The organism is Rhizobium sp. Root274 (genome assembly GCF_001429245.1).
Taxonomy (GTDB): Bacteria; Pseudomonadota; Alphaproteobacteria; order Rhizobiales; family Rhizobiaceae; genus Allorhizobium.
Window position 1 is genome coordinate 1,247,238 of the sequence record NZ_LMJE01000001.1, and the last position, 18,643, is coordinate 1,265,880.

The following is an 18,643-nucleotide window of genomic DNA, read 5'->3' on the forward strand; positions in this document are numbered from 1 at the left end:
CTGCGCTAAGAGCTGAAATTCCATTCTCCCCGCCAAGGGGGAAATGGAGTTCGCGCAAGTGGCACCGTCTCTAAACTACGCTCACGCAGCCTTGGCGGCTTCACCATAAGGGTCAAACCGTCCGTAGAATGTTTCGCCCTTGGCGGCCATGTCCTTGAGGAGCGGCGTCGGGGTGAAGTGGGCACCGTAGTCCTTCGCGAGGCGTTCGCAGAGGCTTACGAAGGTCTTCACACCCATGCCGTCGATGTAAGACAGCGCACCACCGGTGTACGGCGCAAAGCCGAAGCCGAGGATCGAGCCGACATCGGCTTCGCGCGGATCGGTGACGATGCCTTCCTCGACGGTGCGGGCGGCTTCGAGTGCGATTGTCGCCAGGAAGCGTTCCTGGAGCGTCTTGACGTTGACGGCATCCGGCTTCTGCTGCGGATAAAGATCCTTCAGACCCGGCCAGATGTGCTTCTTGGCGGGCTTTGCCGGATAGTCGTAGAAGCCCTTGCCATTCTTGCGGCCGAAGCGTTCTTCCTTCTCGACCATGCGGGCGACCAGCTCCATGTGGCGCGGATCGACGGCCTTGTCGCCGAGATCGGCGACGGTCGCCTTCAGGATCTTGTAGGAAAGGTCGATCGCCACTTCGTCGTTCAACGCCAGCGGGCCGACCGGCATGCCAGCGAACTTCGCGGCATTTTCGATCATGACGGGCGGTACGCCTTCGATGAGCATGTTGTAGCTCTCGGCCATATAGCGCAGGACGCAGCGGTTGACGAAGAAGCCGCGGGTGTCGTTGACGACGATCGGGGTCTTCTTGATCGCGGCCACGTAATCGAGGGCCACGGCGAGCGCCTTGTCGCCGGTTTCCTTGCCGAGAATGACTTCGGTCAGCATCATTTTCTCGACCGGCGAGAAGAAGTGGATGCCGATGAAATCGACCGGACGCTTGGAGTTCTTAGCCAAGCCGGTGATCGGCAGCGTCGAGGTGTTCGAGGCGAAAATCGCGCCTTCCGGTAGCACGGCCTCGACCTTCTCGATCACGGCCTTTTTGACGTCGCGGTCTTCGAAGACGGCTTCGATGACGAGATCGGCGTCAGCGAGCGTGCCGTAGTCGTCGGACGGCGTGATCAGCGAGAGCAGCTTATCACCTTCGTCCTTGGTGAGCTTGCCCTTACCGACAGCGCCGGCAACGAGACCTTCCGAATGGGTCTTGCCCTTAGCCGCGGCTTCCATGTCACGGTCGATCAGCACGACATTGATGCCGGCCGCGGCCGTGACATAGGCGATCGAAGCGCCCATAAAACCGGCGCCGACAACGCCAACCTTCTTGATCTCGGACTTCGGCTGGCCAGCGGGGCGACGGGCGCCCTTGTTCAGTTCCTGCATCGAGACGAAGAGCGAGCGGATCATCGAATAGGCTTCGGTGGTCTGGACGATCTCGGTGAAATAACGCTGCTCGATCCTGAGGCCCGTGTCGAAGGGAACCTGCAGGCCTTCATAGACGCTCTTCAGGATGGCAAGCGCTGCCGGATAGTTGCCGGCGGTTTCGCGGCGGAGAATAGCCGAAGCAGCCGGCCAAAGCTGGGCTGCCGTCGGCGTCCAGATGCCGCCACCGGGAACCTTGAAGCCCTTCTCGTCCCAGGGGGCGACCGGCTTCAGACCATCCTTGATCATCTGCTTGGCGGCGTTGATCAGTTCGCCCGGTTCGACGACCTGGTGCACGAGGTTCATCGCCTTGGCGCGGGCCGCCGACAGCGTCTGACCGGTGGTCATCATCTGCAGGGCATCCTGCGTGTTGGCCAGACGCGCCACACGCTGCGTGCCACCAGCGCCGGGGAAGATGCCGACCTTGACTTCCGGCAGGCCGATCTTGACCGACTTGGCGTTCGACGCCACGCGACCATGGCAGGCAAGCGACAGTTCGGTCGCGCCACCCATGCAGGTGCCGTTGATGGCGGAAACCCACGGCTTGCCGCAGGTTTCGATCTTGCGCCACAGCCATGTCATGCGACCGGCAGCGTCAAACAGCTTCTGAACGGCTGCGGCCGGGTCCTTGGCCTTTTCCTCTTCGAGCATGGAGAACATGCCCTTGATCATGGTGAGATCGGCACCGCCGGAGAAGGACCACTTGCCCGAGGTGAAGACCACGCCGACGATGCCGGCATCCGTCACGACGGCGTCGAGGATCTTCTCGATCTCGTCCATCACCTCGACTGTGAAGACGTTCATCGACTTGTCCGGCATGTCCCAGGTGACGAGGGCAATGCCGTCTGAGTCGGTCTCGATGGTGAAATTCTTGTAGGTCATGTTGGGATTCCTCTTCCCTGAAATTCGATGTTGCGAAGAGCCGCCCCCTCACCCGACCTCCGCTTCGCTCGGCCACCCTCTCCCCGAGGGGAGAGGAGGATTGGCCAGCGCTGCGGCGACTTCTCTTCTCCCCAGCGGGGAGAAGGTGCCGGCAGGCGGATGAGGGGGCTACCTCATCAAACGCGCTCGATTACCGTCGCCGTGCCCATGCCAGCGCCGATGCAGAGCGTGACCAGCGCGGTGTTCAAATCGCGGCGTTCCAGCTCGTCCAGCACCGTTCCGAGGATCATCGCGCCGGTGGCACCGAGCGGATGGCCCATGGCGATCGCGCCGCCGGCGACGTTCATCTTCGAATGATCGACGTTGAAATGCTGCATGAAGCGCAAGACGACGGCGGCGAAGGCCTCGTTCAGTTCGAACAGGTCGAAATCGGAGATCTTCATGCCGGTGCGCTTCAGGAGCTTTTCGGTCACGTCGACCGGGCCGGTGAGCATCAGGGCCGGATCGGAGCCGATATTGGTGAAGGCGCGGATGCGGGCGCGGGGCTTCAGACCCATCGCCTCACCACCGGCCTTGGAACCGACCAGAACAGCCGCGGCACCATCGACGATACCGGAGGAGTTGCCGGCATGGTGGATGTAGTTGATGCGCTCGATCTCCGGATGGGCCTGGATGGCCACGGCTTCGAAGCCGCCCATTTCGCCGGGCATCTGGAAGGAGGGGTTGAGGCTGGCAAGCGACTGCATGTCGGTGCCGGGGCGCATGTGTTCGTCGCGGTCGAGAATGACGAGGCCGTTGCCATCCTTCACCGGGATGACGGACTTGGCAAAGTTGCCGGCAGCCCAGGAGGCGGCGGAGCGCTTCTGGCTCTCGACGGCATAGGCGTCGACATCGTCACGGGTAAAGCCATACTTGGTGGCAATCAGATCGGCCGAGACGCCCTGCGGCATGAAATAGCCGGGGAAGTTGACCGAGGGGTCCATGTACCAGGCACCGCCCGACATGCCCATGCCGACGCGCGACATGCTCTCGACACCACCGGCGATGACGATATCGTCGGAGCCTGCCTTGACCTTGCCGGCCGCGAGGTTGATCGCATCGAGGCCAGAGGCGCAGAAGCGTGAGATCTGGATGCCGGGGGCGGCGAAGTCATAACCGGCCTCAAAGGCGGCGGCCTTCGGGATGACGGCGCCGGCCTCCATGACGGGGTCGACGCAGCCGAAGATGATGTCGTCGACGGTCGAGGTGTCAAGGCCGTTGCGGTCGCGCAGCGCTTCCAGCGTCTTGGCGGCCAGACGCGGGGTCGGCACTTCGTGCAGCGAACCGTCCTTCTTGCCGCGCCCGCGGGGCGTGCGCACGTGGTCGTAAATGAAGACTTCAGTCATCGTCTCTCTCCCTTGGGCGCACGGGGCGCCGGAATTTTTCCCTCTTCTCCCCAGCTGGGAGAAGTGCCGAGCGAATGCGAGGCGGTGAGGGGGCCGATTGCGCAAGCGCCCCCTCATCCGGCCCTATAAGGCCACCTTCTCCCCGCTGGGGAGAAGGGGAAGATCAAAACGCCTCGGCGGCCATTTCCATGAGGCTGTCCGCGCCAGTCTCGATGCGGGCCTTGCGCAGCGCCGTCTCCGGCATGACCTTCTCCATGTAGAAACGGCCGGTCAACAGCTTGTTCTTGTAGTAGTCGGCATCACCAGAACCGGATGCCAGGTTTTCGTGTGCGGCCTTGGCCATCTTGGCCCACATGTAACCAAGCACAACGAGGCCGAAGAGGTGCATGTAGTCGGTCGAGCCGGCACCGGCGTTGTCGGGCTTGGCCATGGCGTTCTGCATGAACCACATGGTCGCGGCCTGCAGGTCGTTCAAGCCCTTCTTCAAGCTCTTGGTGTAGGCGGAGAGGTTCTCGTCCGAACGGTTCTCCTCGCAGAAATCACCAATTTCCTTGAACAGCGCCATCACCGCACGACCGCCGTTGAGGCCAAGCTTGCGGCCGACGAGGTCGAGCGCCTGAATACCGTTGGCACCTTCGTAGATCATCGCTATGCGGGCATCGCGGACATACTGGCTCATGCCCCATTCTTCGATATAGCCGTGACCGCCATAGACCTGCTGGGCCATGACCGCATGGTCGAAGCCCTTGTCGGTCAGGACGCCCTTGAGGATCGGCGTCATCAGGCCGAGCACGTCGTCAGCCAGCTGTTTTTCAGCCGCGTCGTGTGAACGGTGCGCGATGTCGGACTTGAGCGCGGTCCAGAGCGTGAAGGCGCGGCCGGCCTCGTTGAATGCCTTGATGGTCAGGAGCGCGCGGCGGATGTCCGGGTGGACGATGATCGGATCAGCCTTCTTTTCCGGCGCCTTGACGCCGGAGAGAGAGCGACCCTGGATACGCTCGCGCGCATAGTTGGCGGCGTTCTGATAGGCGATCTCAGAGATCGACAGACCCTGCAGGCCAACGCCGAGGCGGGCTTCGTTCATCATGACGAACATGGCAGCGAGGCCCTTGTTCTCGGCGCCGATCAGGTAACCGGTCGCCTCGTCATAGTTCATCACGCAGGTAGCGTTGCCGTGGATGCCCATCTTGTGCTCGATGGCGCCGCAGGAAACCGTGTTGCGGCTGCCAACCGAGCCGTCGTCGCCGACCATGTACTTCGGCACGATGAAGAGCGAAATGCCCTTGGTGCCTTCAGGCGCGCCTTCGATGCGGGCGAGCACGAGGTGAATGATGTTATCCGACATGTCGTGTTCGCCGGCCGAGATGAAGATCTTCTGGCCGGAAATCTTGTAGGAGCCGTCGCCGTTAGGGACTGCCTTGGTGCGCAGCAGGCCGAGGTCGGTGCCGCAATGAGGCTCGGTCAGGTTCATGGTGCCGGTCCAGATGCCCTCGACCATCTTCGGCAGGTATTTCTGCTTCTGTTCGTCGGAGCCATGGACGAGGATCGCGGCGATCGCGCCCTGGGTCAGGCCCGGATACATCATCAACGCCATGTTGGCCGACGACATGTATTCGCCGACGGCCGAATGCAGCACGTAGGGCAGACCCTGGCCGCCGTACTCAGCCGGAATGGAGAGGCCGAGCCAGCCGCCTTGACAATAGGCGTCGTAAGCCTGCTTGAAGCCTTTCGGCGTCTTGACGGAGCCGTCGTCTGAGCGAACGCAGCCCTCCTGGTCGCCGGAGAGATTGAGCGGGAAAAGCTGCTCTTCCGCGAGCTTTGCAGCCTCGCCGACGATCGCCTCGATCATGTCGGGTGTCGCGTCTTCAAAGCCCGGCAGGTTGTTGTACCGCTCGAGACCAAGGACGTCGTTGAGAATGAAAAGCGTGTCGTTTACGGGGGCCTTGTAGACAGGCATCGGTCATCTTCCTCCAAAGACTTCGGTTCCGACGGATCGGACTGTTCTGGCTTATACAAATAATTGACGTGCGCGTAAACGTCAAAATTATGCCGGGCTCGATTTTCACCTCGGCGCGGACGGCCACCCCTCCCCCGCGCAGGCTGCCCGTCCCGGCTTGTGCGGGGCATTTCAGGCAGAGCTGAACTTAACCGAGTTCGCGCATTTCTTAACCCGACTTAACGGCTTGTTTACCATGTTTCATGAAAGGTTGCGTTTGAAAGCCGATGATCCGAAGCCGATTCCCGCCATCCCTGCCGCAACTGGGGCCAGGACGCAGGAAACGAGCCATAGGATCGGCGGCATCGGACGCATCAGGGGGGATAACGCCCTTCCCGCATCATGAAGCGAGCAGAACCATGAACGGATCTCGATCCCCCTCTCCGCGCCCCGGCAGCTCGTCCTCGCTGGATGCGCTGAGCCGTACCATCGAGGGGCTTGAGGCAAGGATCGAAGGCCTGATGACCCAGTCGGGCGCACGGGTTGCAGCGCCAGAAGCGCCCGCTCGCCCGCTGCCGCGCAGCCGGCCCGAAGAGCCGCCGCGTCGGGTCGATCCGCTCGCCGAGATCCGTCAAAGACAAAAGGCACTGGAAGAAAGCCGTGCTCGTGGCACCGACGGCGGCAGCCTTTACAGCCGTGGCGGCGATCAGCCCGTGCGCGCGCCAGTCAGAACCCCGCCGCTCACCGAGCCCCGTCCGGGTTTCAGCACCCGCAGCGAAGCGCGGACAAACGTGTCCCTTCCCGCCGCTGCCGCTCCAAGAGCGCGTGATATGGGCGAGCCGCTTAACGGTCTGCGCCAGGACTTGCGTCAGGACGTGGCCGAAACGATCTCCCGCGAAATTGCCGGGCTGCGCAGCGAGATGCGCGCGATCCGCGCCATGGCCGAAGAACAGCGCCCGCAAGACGACCTGCGCGCCGACCTTGCGCGCCTGGCCGACAGCATTCAGCAGCTGGACAGCGCCCGCACACCGGGCAGCGACGGCCTGCGCCAGGATTTCGACGCGCTGCGCTCGCTGATGGACGGGCTTGCCCGCGAAGAGACCGTGCAGCGCATGGAACAGCGCTGGAGCGATGTCGAGGTGCGCCTCGACGAGCTCGACACCGGCGCGATGCGCGACGAGATCATCCGTCTTGCCGACCGTCTTGATGACATCAAGGCCCAGCTCGGCAGCATGAGCGACAGCCGCACCATCAGGGCGCTCGAAGACAAGCTGATGACGGTCGCCAGTGCGCTTGAGCATATCGGCGCGCATGTCGATCCGAACGAGCGCATGGTGATGGAGCAGTTCGCCGGGCTCGACCTGCGCCTCGACGAAATCACCCGTGCCATTGCCGCCAATAGTCGGGCCAGCGGACCAGCGAATGATCCGGCCACGTTCCACCGACTAGAAGATCGCCTGGTCGGGCTCGCTCGCCAGATCGAGACGCTTTCCGAGCGCCGCGCACCCGAAGCAGATGTCTCGCAGGAACTGGCCGAGCGGCTGGAATTGCTGACCGTCCGTATCGAGCAGCTCTCCGCCGAACAGGGTGCGGTCCGCCTTGAAGAACGACTGGACCAGTTATCCTATATGCTGGAGCGGGGCCAGACGTCCGTTCCGGCACCGGAACTGACCGGCTATCTCGCCGATATCTCGCGCAAGATCGATGCGCTCGACAGCGGCGCCGTCAACGATCGCCTGGCCGACCGACTGGAGATCCTTGCGCGTCGCATCGAAGATCTGGATGCCCCGCACGCAGCCGCCGTGATCGACGACAGCGCGCTTCGCAACCTGGAAGACCGGTTGAACGCGGTGGTCGACCGACTGGAAGAAACCAGTTCGAGCGTGCCGGGCTCCGAAAGCGCCAGCCTGCGCGGTCTGGAAGAACAGATCGCCCATCTCTCGGCCCTGATCAGCCAGCCCTCGACCGATCCGGAAGTGACGGGCCGCATCTCGGCGCTGGAAGACTATGTTGCGACCAGCGACGAATACATCATCGAGGCAGCTCGCCAGGCAGCTGAAACGGTGATGGCAAACTTCAGCCAGCGCAATCTCCTGAGCGGCACGGCGCAGCCAGCCGACCTCTCGGCACTCACCGCTCTTTCCGAGCACCTGAAGCAGCTCGAAGACTATTCGCGTCATTCCGAGGAGCGGACCCACCGCACCTTCGAAGCCCTTCACGATACGCTGGTGCAGATTGCCGGCCGGCTGGACGAATTGCACGAGTCCTCCCAGCGGCAGGATTCGGCACCGATGTTCGCTCAGGCTCCGATTGCCGCGGCACAGCCGTCACGTCCCGCCGAACCGATGCCAGCCTCGGCAAGCGTGAAGCCGCCGGAAATGCCGGCTGCAGCCGCCAGCCACCCTGTGGATGAAGAGCTACTGGCAGCAGCAGACGATTTCGCCCAGACAATGACGGCCATGCCGGTCATCGATGCCGCCCGCGAAAAGAAGGCATCGAAGCCCAGCCTGCTTGCCGGGCTCGGCAAGAAGCTGATGCCGAGCAAGAAGGCTCCGAAGCCGGCCCAGCCCGCGAAGACGGAAGGCCGCGAGGTCATTGAGCCCGCCCCGTCCATCGACCCGGTCGACGTCCTGCCGCCTGACGAAGCCAATGAACTGCTGGAACCCGGTTCGGGCGCACCCGACGTGCGCAAGATCCTTGAGCGCGTGCGCGCCAGCCAGCAGGCCTCAAAGTCATCCGCTTCGGATGCCGAAACCGGTGACCGCACCGACTATATCGCCGCTGCCCGCCGCGCTGCACAGGCTGCTGCGATGGAAATGAACAAGACGCAAAAGGCGAGCCCTGCTGCCAAGGCGACCGCCGGCAAATCTGCCGGCAAGGCCAATGCAAAGGTGAAGATGGCCTCCGAACCTGGACAGCCGTCGCTCTTCGCACGCTATCGCCGGCCGATCCTGATGGCCGTTGGCGCGATCCTGCTTGCTGCTATGGCCATGCCGCTGGTCAACACGCTGACCAAGAGCGATGCGCCTGTTGCCATCGAGGACGTTGCCCCCGAAGAAAACACGCTTGTGACGCCGGCCGAGGCGACAAACTCCGACAGCGTCAGCCAGGCAGCACCGGTCACCGAACCCGTCGCGCCAGAAGCGAGCGAAACTGCAGCATTGACGGAACCACCAGCCGAGGCACCGGCACCGGCTGTTGTCGAGCCCGCTGTCGCACCGGTGACCCCGGCACCCGAACCCGTCACGATCACCGCAGCGGCACCTGCGACACCACCAGTCAATGCTCTGATGGCACCGGCAGAAACCGGCCCGGCTCAGACGCTGGACAACCGTGCTGCCCCGGCAAATGCATCTGCTCAGCCGCCGGCGCCGAGCCAACCGGCTGCAGTCGTCGCCGCTACTGCCCCTACCCCCGCAGCACCGGCCGCGGAAATCGTCGTGCCGGCGGAGATCACGCCGCCGTCGCTTTCGATTGCGGCGAAGAATGGCGATCCGCTGGCGCTCTTCGAAATCGGCGCGCGCTACACCGAAGGTCGTGGCGTGGCGAACAATTTTGCCGAAGCCGCAAAGTGGTACAAGCTTTCCGCCGACAAGGGCTTTGCGCTTGCACAATACCGTCTGGCAAACTTCCTGGAGAAGGGCACCGGTCTCGCGCCCGACATCAAGGAAGCCAAACGCTACTACGAAATGGCAGCAGCCTCCGGCAATGCCAGCGCCATGCACAACCTCGCCGTCATCTACGCCTCCGGCAAGGATGGCGCGCAGGATTATGCCAAGGCGGTGGAATGGTTCGGCAAGGCGGCTGAGCGGGGCGTTTCCGACAGCCAGTTCAACCTCGCCATTCTCTATGCGCGCGGCAATGGTGCGGCACCGGATCTGACCCAGTCCTACAAGTGGTTTGCGATCGCCGCCAAGGGTGGCGACAAGGATGCCGCCCAGAAGCGCGACGAAGTGGCCAATGCGATGAAGCCGGATCAGCTGGAGCGCGCCCGCGCCGAGGTTGATTTGTGGAAGGTAACGCCGCTCGACCCGGATGCCAACTCAGCGAATACGCCGGATGAATGGGCCGGCAAGGGCCTGAAGACCGCCAGCATCGACATGAAGAAGGCGATCCGCAACATCCAGGCGATCCTCAACAAGAACGGATTTGATGCAGGCAATCCGGATGGTGTCATGGGCGCCAAGACGGTGACTGCGATCAAGGCTTTCCAGACCTCGATCGGCGAAGAGCCGAACGGTCAGGTCAGTGACAAGCTGGTGAAGGAACTGCTTGCCCGCAACAAGTGATCGCGCCGTCACAAAAGGCCTAAAATCCCTGCCTATGCAGGGATGCTGAATTGACTCGCGGAATATGCGGGCGCAAGAAGGAAATGCCGAGGGATCAAGTCCGATCAAGGACTTGGTCCATCTGAACTGATCCAAAAAAGGGGCCGAACAGGTCCGCACGAGATCCGCGCCTCAAGCGCGGATAATCGCATTTGAGGTCCTGACGTGACGATCTATCTGCCGATCGCCGAGTTGTCGGTCAATATCTTCATCATCCTCGGCATGGGTGCGGCTGTCGGCTTCCTCTCGGGCATGTTCGGGGTCGGTGGCGGCTTCCTGATCACACCTCTCCTGATCTTCTACAACATCCCGCCCGTCGTTGCGGTTGCGACCGGTGCGAACCAAGTCGTGGCGTCCTCCGTCTCCGGTGCCATCACCCATTTCCGACGTGGCTCGCTCGACATGAAGCTCGGCACGATGCTTTTGATCGGCGGTCTGACGGGAGCAACCGTCGGTGTGTGGATCTTTTCCTGGCTGCGCCGCCTGGGGCAACTCGATCTGATCATCTCGCTGCTTTACGTGGTCCTCCTCGGCACAGTCGGCAGCTTGATGCTGTCGGAAAGCCTCAGGGCGATGCGCCGCAGCGCGGGCAATACCTCGGCAACCGTAAAGCGCCCCGGTGAACACAACTGGGTGCACCGTCTCCCGTTCAAGATGCGTTTCAAGAAGTCGAAAGTCTATCTCAGCGTCATTCCCGTCCTGCTGCTGGGCTTTGCGATCGGAATCCTGACGCCGATGGGTATCGGCGGCGGCTTCATCATGGTGCCGGCTATGATCTATCTCTTGCGCATCCCGACCAACGTGGTCGTAGGTACGTCTCTCTTCCAGGTCATTTTTACCACCGCCTACACCACGATCGTGCAGGCGGTGACAAGTTATTCGGTCGATATCGTGCTCGCCTTCGTCCTGATGGTCGCGAGCGTCATCGGGGCGCAATACGGCGTGCGCGTGGGGCAAAAGCTGCGCGGCGAACAATTGCGGGCACTTCTTGCTCTGCTGGTGCTCGCGGTCGGCGTTCGCCTGGCCATCGAGCTCATCGTGCCCCCCGACGACATCTATTCGATCGTGATCGGGGGCTGAGATGATCATTCGCCTCCCGACCTTCGTATCCGCGCTGCTGATCTCCCTGCTCACCGCATTGCCGGTTGCCGCCCAGGATCCGCTCGCGCTGGATTTCACGGGCAAAGAAAGCCTCGACATCGGCACCTCGACGAGCGAAATCGCGATCACCTCGGATTTCTCCGGCGCCGACCTCACCATTTTCGGGGCGCTCGCCAATACCGACCAGTTGCTGCTCGCCATCGGTCAATACGATGTGGTGGTGACGCTGGAAGGGCCGCGCGACTGGACAACCGTGCGCCGGAAAGAGCGGCTGTTCGGCATCTGGGTCAACCGGACCTCTATGACCTTCGAGCAGATGCCGATCTCCTATTCCTTGGCCAGCACCCGGCCGGTCGAGCAGATTTCGGTTGCACGCGAGCTGACCTCCCGCAATATCGGCATCGATCATCTGGCACTCACACCGACCGGCTACATCACCACAGCCGCCAATCTTGCCGAGTTTCGCGATGCATTCCGTCGCCTGAAGCAGAGCCAGGGCCTCTACCAGCGCGACACGAACGGCGTCCGCTTCGTCTCCTCCAGCCTGTTCAAGGCGACGCTGCGCCTGCCTGCCAACATTCCGGATGGGGTGCACATGGTGCATGCCTATCTGTTCAAGTCAGGCGAGTTTATTGCGGAAAAGGAATTGCCGCTTCGCGTGATCAAGACCGGTCTGGAAGAAGCGATCACTGAAGCTGCTCATGAGCAGCCGCTCGTCTACGGCCTGTTTGCCGTCCTGATCGCGCTGATCACAGGTTGGCTGGCGAGTCTGGTCTTCCGGAAGGATTAAGGGCTCAGCCCAGCAGATTGCCGTAGCGCACGGAATAGATCCGGTCGCGACCGATCAGGTGGGCGATCAGGTCGGTGCGGGCGAACAGACCGGTGAAGGCCTTGTGGCGCAGGTCGAGGCCGCCGGTCGTTACCCCGAAGGATGGCATCACCATACGACTGCCATCGGTTGCGAAACACGGCCGCCGCACGGATTTTTCCCGGCGCCGAACGGTCGCCGAAGGATGCAGGTGACCGGCCACCTCGCCCCTGCCGTGGGCGAGCGAGGGTTCGTGACGAAAGGTGAGACCGGCAAGCGCGATCTCGTCGGCCGAAATCCCGGGCAGTCCGGTCGTGCCATCAGGATCGTGGTTACCGTTGATCCAAATAAGATCGCGGCCATGGGCCAGCGCCAGGATCATTTCGCGGAACTGCAGAGGCATCAGGGCCGAGCCGACCCGGTCGTGGAAATTGTCGCCGAGGCTGATCACTGTCTTCGGCTGATAGCGCGCAACAACGGCTTCAAGCATTCGCAGGGTTGCCAGCGTATCGTAGGGCGGCAGAAGCTGGCCACGACGGGCAAAGGCCGCACCCTTTTCCAGATGCAGATCGGAGACGACGAGGGTGTCCTGATCCGGCAGGTAAAGCGCACCCGTCAGGTCGCACACAGCGGCAACGCCGCAGAGTGCGATCTCCGTCGCGATAAGGGTGGTGTCAGGTGGCGAAAGCCGCCGTGCAGTCATGCTCGTCATGCGTCAGTCCTGCCGTTTCCGGCGTTTCATCCTTCGGGTGCCCCGATATCAGGCCATGGCCTCGGAGATCAGGTCCTCGGCCGCCATGGACAGCACATGTTCCTGCGCCTCACCCGCCACCGTTTCCTTGCCGATTTCCAGCATAACCGGCACGGCAAGCGGCGAGATGTGGTCCAGCCGCTTGTGCAGGATGTGGCCCTTGATTCGCTCCAGCATATCGGCAAGTCGGGCGATGTCCAAAAGTCCTGCGGCGGCATCCTGTCGCGTCGCCTGCATCAGGATGTGGTCCGGCTCGTGGCTGCGCAGCACGTCATAGATAAGATCGGCCGAGACCGTCACCTGCCGACCGGACTTTTCCTTGCCCGGATGGCGCTTTTCGATCAAGCCGGCGATCACGGCGCAGGTGCGGAAGGTGCGCTTCAGCATCCAGCTCTCATCGAGCCAGGCTTCGAGATCGTCGCCCAGCATATCCTGATCGAACAGGTCGGAGAGACTGAGGACACCACGGGCAACGCGCGAGCCCATGTCTTCGAGCGCCCAGATGGCCAGCGCATAATCGGTGGCGACGAAGCCCAGCGGCTTTGCCCCCATGCGCTCCAGACGCCGGGTCAGGAGCATGCCCAGCGTCTGGTGAGCCAGCCTGCCCTCGAAGGCATAGATGACCATGTAGAAGCGCTCGCCGCGCGGGAAGGTCTCGATCAGCAGGTCGCCGCGCTTCGGCAGCACGGATTTTTCCTCTTGCAGCGACAACCAGTCACGCACCTGGTCCGGCAGGCTGGTGCGGCGGGCGGGATCGTCGAGCATGGCGCGGACCTGGTCGGCGAGATAGGTTGAGAGGGGGAACTTGCCGCCGGCATAGGCGGGGATCTTCGGATCCTGCGAGAAGGCGTTGGAGACGAGACACTCGTTGTCGCGGATGCCTTCAAAGCGCAGCACCTTTCCGGAGAACAGGAAGGTATCGCCCTGGGTCAACTGCTCGAAGAAGTATTCTTCGACCTTGCCCAAAGTCATGCCGCCCCGGCCGATCGAGCCGAGGTGATTGCGCTTCACCAGCCGCACGTTCAGCATGGGCATTTCGACGATCGTGCCGAGGTTGAGACGATATTGCTGCGCTACCTGCGGGTTGGAGACACGCCAGAGGCCCTCCTTCGTTTTCCGAATCCGGGCGTAGCGCTCATAGGTCCGGAGGGCATAGCCGCCGGTTGCGACGAAATCGATGATGCGGGCAAAGGTTTCTCGGGGAAGCGCTGAATAAGGCAGCGCGCTCACCACCTCGACGTATAGGTCGTCTTCATCGAAGGGGCCGGCACAGGCCATGCCGAGCACATGCTGGGCGAGCACGTCGAGCGAACCCTCGCCCACCGGCGGCGTGTCCTGCGCGCCGAGATAATTAGCGTCGAGGGCCGCCTGGCATTCCATGACCTCGAAGCGGTTGGCGGGCACAAGAATGGCGCGGGACGGCTCGTCCATACGGTGATTGGCACGACCGATGCGCTGGGCAAGCCTTGAGGCGCCCTTCGGTGCCCCCACATGGACGACAAGATCAACATCACCCCAGTCGATGCCGAGATCGAGCGTCGATGTGGCGACCACGGCGCGCAATTTGTTCTCGGCCATCGCCGCTTCGACCTTCCGTCGCTGCGAGACGTCGAGCGAGCCGTGATGGAGCGCGATCGGCAGATTATCGTCATTGACCGTCCAAAGTTCCTGGAACAGCATCTCGGCCTGAGAGCGCGTGTTGACGAAGAGCAGTGTGGTCTGGAAGTCCTTCAGGACGTTGTAGACATCGGGGATGGCATAACGGGCGGAATGGCCCGACCAGGGAATGCGCTCCTCGGTTTGCAGAATGGTGATGTTGGGCCTTGCCCCGCCTTCGACGGTAATCACACCGGATGCAGCTTCTTCGTCCATTCGCTGGCCGACCAGCCAGCGGCGCAAGTCCATCGGTTGCGCGACCGTGGCAGAGAGGCCTATGGTCTTCACATCCGGGGCGAGGCGCCTGAGGCGGGCAAGGCCCAGCGAGAGAAGATGCCCGCGCTTCGAGGTCACCAGCGAATGCAGCTCGTCGAAGATGACATAGCGCAGGTCCTTGAAGAACCTGATGGCATCGGAATGGGACAGAAGCAGCGCCAGTTGCTCCGGCGTGGTCAGCAGGATGTCGGGCGGGTTCAGCTTCTGCCGCTGGCGTTTGCCAGCCGGAGTATCGCCGGTCCGGTTTTCGATGGTGATCGGCAGCCCCATCTCTGTGACGGGCTTCATCAGGTTGCGCTCGATATCGACCGCGAGCGCCTTGAGCGGCGAGATGTAGAGCGTGTGGATGCCGGTGAAGGCCTCGCCCGGCTTCTTAGCGCCGCGCTCGGTGAGGTCCGTCAAGGCTGGCAGGAAACCCGCCAGCGTCTTGCCCGCACCTGTCGGCGCGATCAGCAGAAGGCTCTCACCCGCCCTCGCCCGCGCCAGCAGCTCCATCTGATGCGCGCGCGGGCGCCATCCTTTTTCGCCGAACCAGCGAAGGAAGGGGGCAGGCAGCAGCGAGAGATCGGAATCAGATGTGTTCACTGCGCCAAGGTAGTGGACGGGAGCGGAAAGAGAAGAGGCAGGTAGCCGACAGTCTATCTCGGCTCTCGCTTCTGGCTGTCGCGCAGGACCCATACGGCCCAGAGACCTGCGACCATGACAACTGTCGAGATGACTGCAGGCGCCAACTCGCCGCCGGCTGGGGTCGCCACGGCGAAATTATAGGCGGTGTGCCAAAGGGCGCAAACGAGGATGGAGCGCTCAAAGGTTAGATACAGCCAGGATAGAACGAAAGCGCCGAGCAGGAGCCCTATGGCCCAACCGAGGAGAGCGGGACCGATCATCTCCGCCATATTGCGGTGAACGAAGAACAAGGGGAGATGCCAGAAGAGCCAGAGCAGAGCGACCCAGAGGGTCGCCCTTTGCGCCGAACGCTCTGCCAGCAGCCGCTCAAAAGCGTATCCCCGCCAGCCGACTTCTTCTCCAAAACCATTGAGGAGTAGGACTAGAATGATCGACATCCACCATCCGGTGGTCGACGGTACACCGGGATAGTCGAAAAACGCGTTCACCGGCGGCCAACCCTCGCCTTTGGCGTGGCCAATGAGGATCGTAACGGCGAGCAGCACGAGCGGCAATAGGATGAGCCCAAGCGCAAGCCAGGGGCGGCTCGGTATGCGCAGACCTCTGCGAAACAGATCCCGAAGGCCTGCCCTGCCCTCAAAGACCGCGGTGGAGACAACAGCTCCGACCAGCGGCCCGGCCAGTCCCGGAAGATGCGACGCGGATGAACCCGGCTCCACCATCTGACCGCTGAAAAACATCCAGCCCCACCAGCTCCAGGAGACGCCGAGCGTCACGCCGTAAAAGGTGGCGAGACGACGTCGGAGAGAGGCGGGTCTCGAGAGATCTGCGGCGACCAAGAGTGTTACCTTAGCGCGATGTACCGATCCGAGCGGTGGTTGATGGCGAGAAACAGGTTCAACACCACCGCTCCAATGACAGAATAGAGCACCACGCCCGGGCTGACCACGGCGAAGGCAAGCACCATGACACAGAGGTCGAAGGCAAGCTGCACGAGGCCGGCGCGGATGCCGAAACGGTCCTGAATGTAGACGGCAAGAATACCGATACCGCCGAGGCTGGCGCGATGGCGGTAAAGCGCCAGCAGCCCGAAGCCGAGCAACAAACCGCCCAGCACCGCGGCCCAGACGGGAGCAATGCTTTCGATCACCAGAAAGCGGCTTTCGATTTCGACGAGGAAGGACGTGAGCCCGATAGCGAGGAAGGTCTTGATGGTGAAATCGAGACCGACGCGGCGGAAGGACAGGATGTAGAAGGGCAGGTTGAGCAGGAAGAAGAGCAGACCGAAGCTCCAGCCGCTCCAGTAATGCAACACGAAGGCGAGGCCGGCCATGCCGCCGGTCAGGAGCCCGACCTTGGCGAGGAAATAGAGGCCAAGGGCGGCGATCAGGCTGCCGGCTACGAGGCCCTGCAGATCTTCCGCCGGGCTGTGGCGGGTCGGGTTGGAATTCCAGATGCCCAGCATGCTCGTCATTTGCGCCATCACATCTCTCCAGAAACCGGTGGCCTCCCGAGACAAATGCTACGCGAGAATCGGCGATCCGCAAGAGCGATGGGTCAGGAAAGCTGACCTATCGATGAAATCGCAACAAAGCTGCTTTTCAGGGCCTTCTCAACGCAAGAAACAGGATGCCGGAGACCGGTTTGCCGCCATCCATGCGAATGGTGGTTCGGCGCAGTGTGATCAGTTCGAAGCCGGCTTCCGCCAGACCCGCACGGACATGGGCCTCGGTGTGGGCATAACGCAGGCTCGGAGCGAGGAGAAAGCCGTCACCCTCCCCGGCATCCTCGACCGAGAAGGCGAAGAGGCCGCCAGATCTTGTAAGGCTTGCCGCCAGGGAAAACGCGTTGCCGAGGTCACCCAGATACATCAGCACATCTGCCGCTGAAACGAGGTCGGCCCGGGCTGCCCGGAGCCCATCGGCGAAGAGGCCCGATACCGTGGCCTCGAGCGACAGGTCAGCCTTATCAAGAAGATCGTAGAGATGCTTCTCACCGGCCTTGGCCAGCATGTTCACCGAGAGATCGAAACCCTCAAGCCGGTCCGTGCGCTCGCGGATCTCGGCACCGAAGAGGCCCGTGCCACAGCCGAGGTCGACCGTCGTCTCGAACCTATCCGGATGATGCTCCGCGACAAGTGCGGCAAGCTTTGCCGGAACCGTATAGTCGAGGCGCTCGACCAGAGCCTTGTCGAAACGGTCTGCGTAGTCATCAAACAGAGCTTCGACATAGGCGCTCGGCGGCGCATCGGGGACTTCCTCAGCGCCGAGCAGCGCCAGTTTCAGACGGGCCCCGAAGAGATCTTCAGCATCCCGCTCCAGCACCTTGCGCAAGGCGACAACGGCCTTCTCCTTGGCGCCGACCTTTTCCGCATAATCCGCGAGCCGCACGAGACCCGCCGTCCAATCCGGTGCCAGTTCCAGCGCCTGCTCCATCAGCTCGACGGCTGCCTCATGTTCGCCATTGTCGGCGAGCATGCGGGCATAATCGGCGCGGCGATCGGCGATGACGTCGCCGGACGAGAACTGCGTGGGATGCATCGGCTAAGGTCCTCAACGCCTTTTCCAACGCGGCCAAGGCGCGCGGTCTTGACCGATCAGCGGAAAAAACTCAAGTCCTATCGGCAAGACCAGAGCCGGCGACTTGCATGGAAAGGGCGGTTCGCCCATATCTTCGCCAACAACAGGAGACAGGCATGGCGGACGGTATCAATCGATTTCTCGGCGACACACCCGGCAGGACGCTGGTCAAGCTGATCGTCGTTTCGCTGATCGTCGGCTTCGTCATGGCAATCTTCGGGCTTGAACCGATGGATCTGATCAACGGTGTCCGCTACTTCATCATCGATCTCTGGCACACGGGTTTCGATGCGTTGGGCCGGGTCGGGCAGTATTTCCTGATCGGCGCGACGGTGGTCATCCCGGCCTTCATCATTCTGCGCCTGTTCGCCTCCCGGAACTGATCCCTGATGACACTCCCCTCCCTGCCGCGCAGGCGGCTGCTCCTGCTGTCCGCAGGCGGCTTTGCCGCCGCCATCGCCGGCTGCCGGACCACCGACGTTCTCACGCCCAACGACGGCCAGTCCCGGGTGGAGACGACGGCTGCCCTTCCCATGGTCAACACGCTGCGGCAATCGCGCGGCCTCTCTTCGCTGAGCCGGAATGCGCAGGCGGAAATCGCCGCCGTCGCCCAGGCGAAACGCATGGCACGGGCGGGCCAGATGTCACACCTGATCGGTTTCAACGACAGCTTTGCCGCGCGCATGAAGGGACATGGCGTACCCTTGCCGGCCGCCGAGAACATTGCCGCCGGCCAGGATACGGTGCAGCGCGCCGTCCAGGCCTGGATCGATTCGAAGCGCCACCTCGACAACATGCTGGGAAATTTCAACGGGCTCGGCGTCGCCGTCGCCTGGGATGCCTCTTCCGGTAACCGGCCTTATTGGGCCATGGTGCTGTCGGCCTGAGCGATTCTCCGCTC

Annotated in this window: 13 protein-coding genes; 5 read left to right on the forward strand and 8 right to left on the reverse strand. The window is 62.6% G+C overall.

Going from position 1 to position 18,643, the window contains the following annotated elements; all coding sequences use genetic code 11:
- Positions 1 to 81: 81 nt before the first annotated feature.
- From ASE36_RS06235 to ASE36_RS06245, 3 genes are all read right to left on the reverse strand, one after another.
- Positions 82 to 2,295, reverse strand: a complete 2,214-nt coding sequence (locus ASE36_RS06235) for an FAD-dependent oxidoreductase (RefSeq protein WP_062276560.1) — start codon at positions 2,293 to 2,295, stop codon at positions 82 to 84.
- A 176-nt stretch (positions 2,296 to 2,471) separates the two neighbouring features.
- Complete coding sequence (locus ASE36_RS06240; protein WP_062276562.1) at positions 2,472 to 3,680, reverse strand: acetyl-CoA C-acetyltransferase; 1,209 nt, start codon at positions 3,678 to 3,680, stop codon at positions 2,472 to 2,474.
- 163 nt (positions 3,681 to 3,843) lie between these two features.
- Positions 3,844 to 5,637: an acyl-CoA dehydrogenase C-terminal domain-containing protein gene (locus tag ASE36_RS06245; RefSeq protein WP_062276564.1), complete on the reverse strand. Its 1,794-nt coding sequence runs from the start codon at positions 5,635 to 5,637 to the stop codon at positions 3,844 to 3,846.
- A gap of 398 nt (positions 5,638 to 6,035) precedes the next feature.
- Between ASE36_RS06245 and ASE36_RS06250 the strand changes: the two genes are divergently transcribed.
- From ASE36_RS06250 to ASE36_RS06260, 3 genes are all read left to right on the forward strand, one after another.
- Positions 6,036 to 9,905: an SEL1-like repeat protein gene (locus ASE36_RS06250; protein WP_062276566.1), complete on the forward strand. Its 3,870-nt coding sequence runs from the start codon at positions 6,036 to 6,038 to the stop codon at positions 9,903 to 9,905.
- A gap of 204 nt (positions 9,906 to 10,109) precedes the next feature.
- Positions 10,110 to 11,024, forward strand: a complete 915-nt coding sequence (locus ASE36_RS06255) for a sulfite exporter TauE/SafE family protein (protein WP_062276567.1) — start codon at positions 10,110 to 10,112, stop codon at positions 11,022 to 11,024.
- A gap of 7 nt (positions 11,025 to 11,031) precedes the next feature.
- Positions 11,032 to 11,835: a TIGR02186 family protein gene (locus tag ASE36_RS06260; protein ID WP_082510944.1), complete on the forward strand. Its 804-nt coding sequence runs from the start codon at positions 11,032 to 11,034 to the stop codon at positions 11,833 to 11,835.
- Between the two features lie 4 nt (positions 11,836 to 11,839).
- Here the strand turns inward: ASE36_RS06260 and pdeM are convergent, their stop codons facing one another.
- From pdeM to ASE36_RS06285, 5 genes are all read right to left on the reverse strand, one after another.
- Positions 11,840 to 12,556, reverse strand: coding sequence for a ligase-associated DNA damage response endonuclease PdeM (gene pdeM / locus ASE36_RS06265; RefSeq protein ID WP_062278139.1), 717 nt, complete (start codon positions 12,554 to 12,556; stop codon positions 11,840 to 11,842).
- A gap of 57 nt (positions 12,557 to 12,613) precedes the next feature.
- On the reverse strand, positions 12,614 to 15,121 hold the full coding sequence (locus ASE36_RS06270) for a ligase-associated DNA damage response DEXH box helicase (RefSeq protein ID WP_062276569.1): 2,508 nt from the start codon (positions 15,119 to 15,121) through the stop codon (positions 12,614 to 12,616).
- Between the two features lie 53 nt (positions 15,122 to 15,174).
- Complete coding sequence (locus ASE36_RS06275; protein ID WP_156378578.1) at positions 15,175 to 16,002, reverse strand: CPBP family intramembrane glutamic endopeptidase; 828 nt, start codon at positions 16,000 to 16,002, stop codon at positions 15,175 to 15,177.
- 5 nt (positions 16,003 to 16,007) lie between these two features.
- A complete protein-coding gene (locus tag ASE36_RS06280; protein WP_062276573.1) occupies positions 16,008 to 16,646 on the reverse strand; it encodes a YitT family protein in 639 nt (212 codons plus the stop codon).
- Positions 16,647 to 16,764: 118 nt separating this feature from the next.
- Positions 16,765 to 17,703, reverse strand: a complete 939-nt coding sequence (locus ASE36_RS06285) for a methyltransferase domain-containing protein (RefSeq protein WP_062276575.1) — start codon at positions 17,701 to 17,703, stop codon at positions 16,765 to 16,767.
- Positions 17,704 to 17,858: 155 nt separating this feature from the next.
- Here ASE36_RS06285 and ASE36_RS06290 point away from each other — a divergent pair, with 155 nt between their 5' ends.
- Positions 17,859 to 18,125 (forward strand): DUF6460 domain-containing protein, encoded by a 267-nt coding sequence (locus ASE36_RS06290; RefSeq protein ID WP_062276577.1) that lies wholly within the window; start codon positions 17,859 to 17,861, stop codon positions 18,123 to 18,125.
- Positions 18,126 to 18,131: 6 nt separating this feature from the next.
- Positions 18,132 to 18,629: a CAP domain-containing protein gene (locus tag ASE36_RS06295; protein WP_062276579.1), complete on the forward strand. Its 498-nt coding sequence runs from the start codon at positions 18,132 to 18,134 to the stop codon at positions 18,627 to 18,629.
- The last annotated feature ends 14 nt before the right edge of the window (positions 18,630 to 18,643 follow it).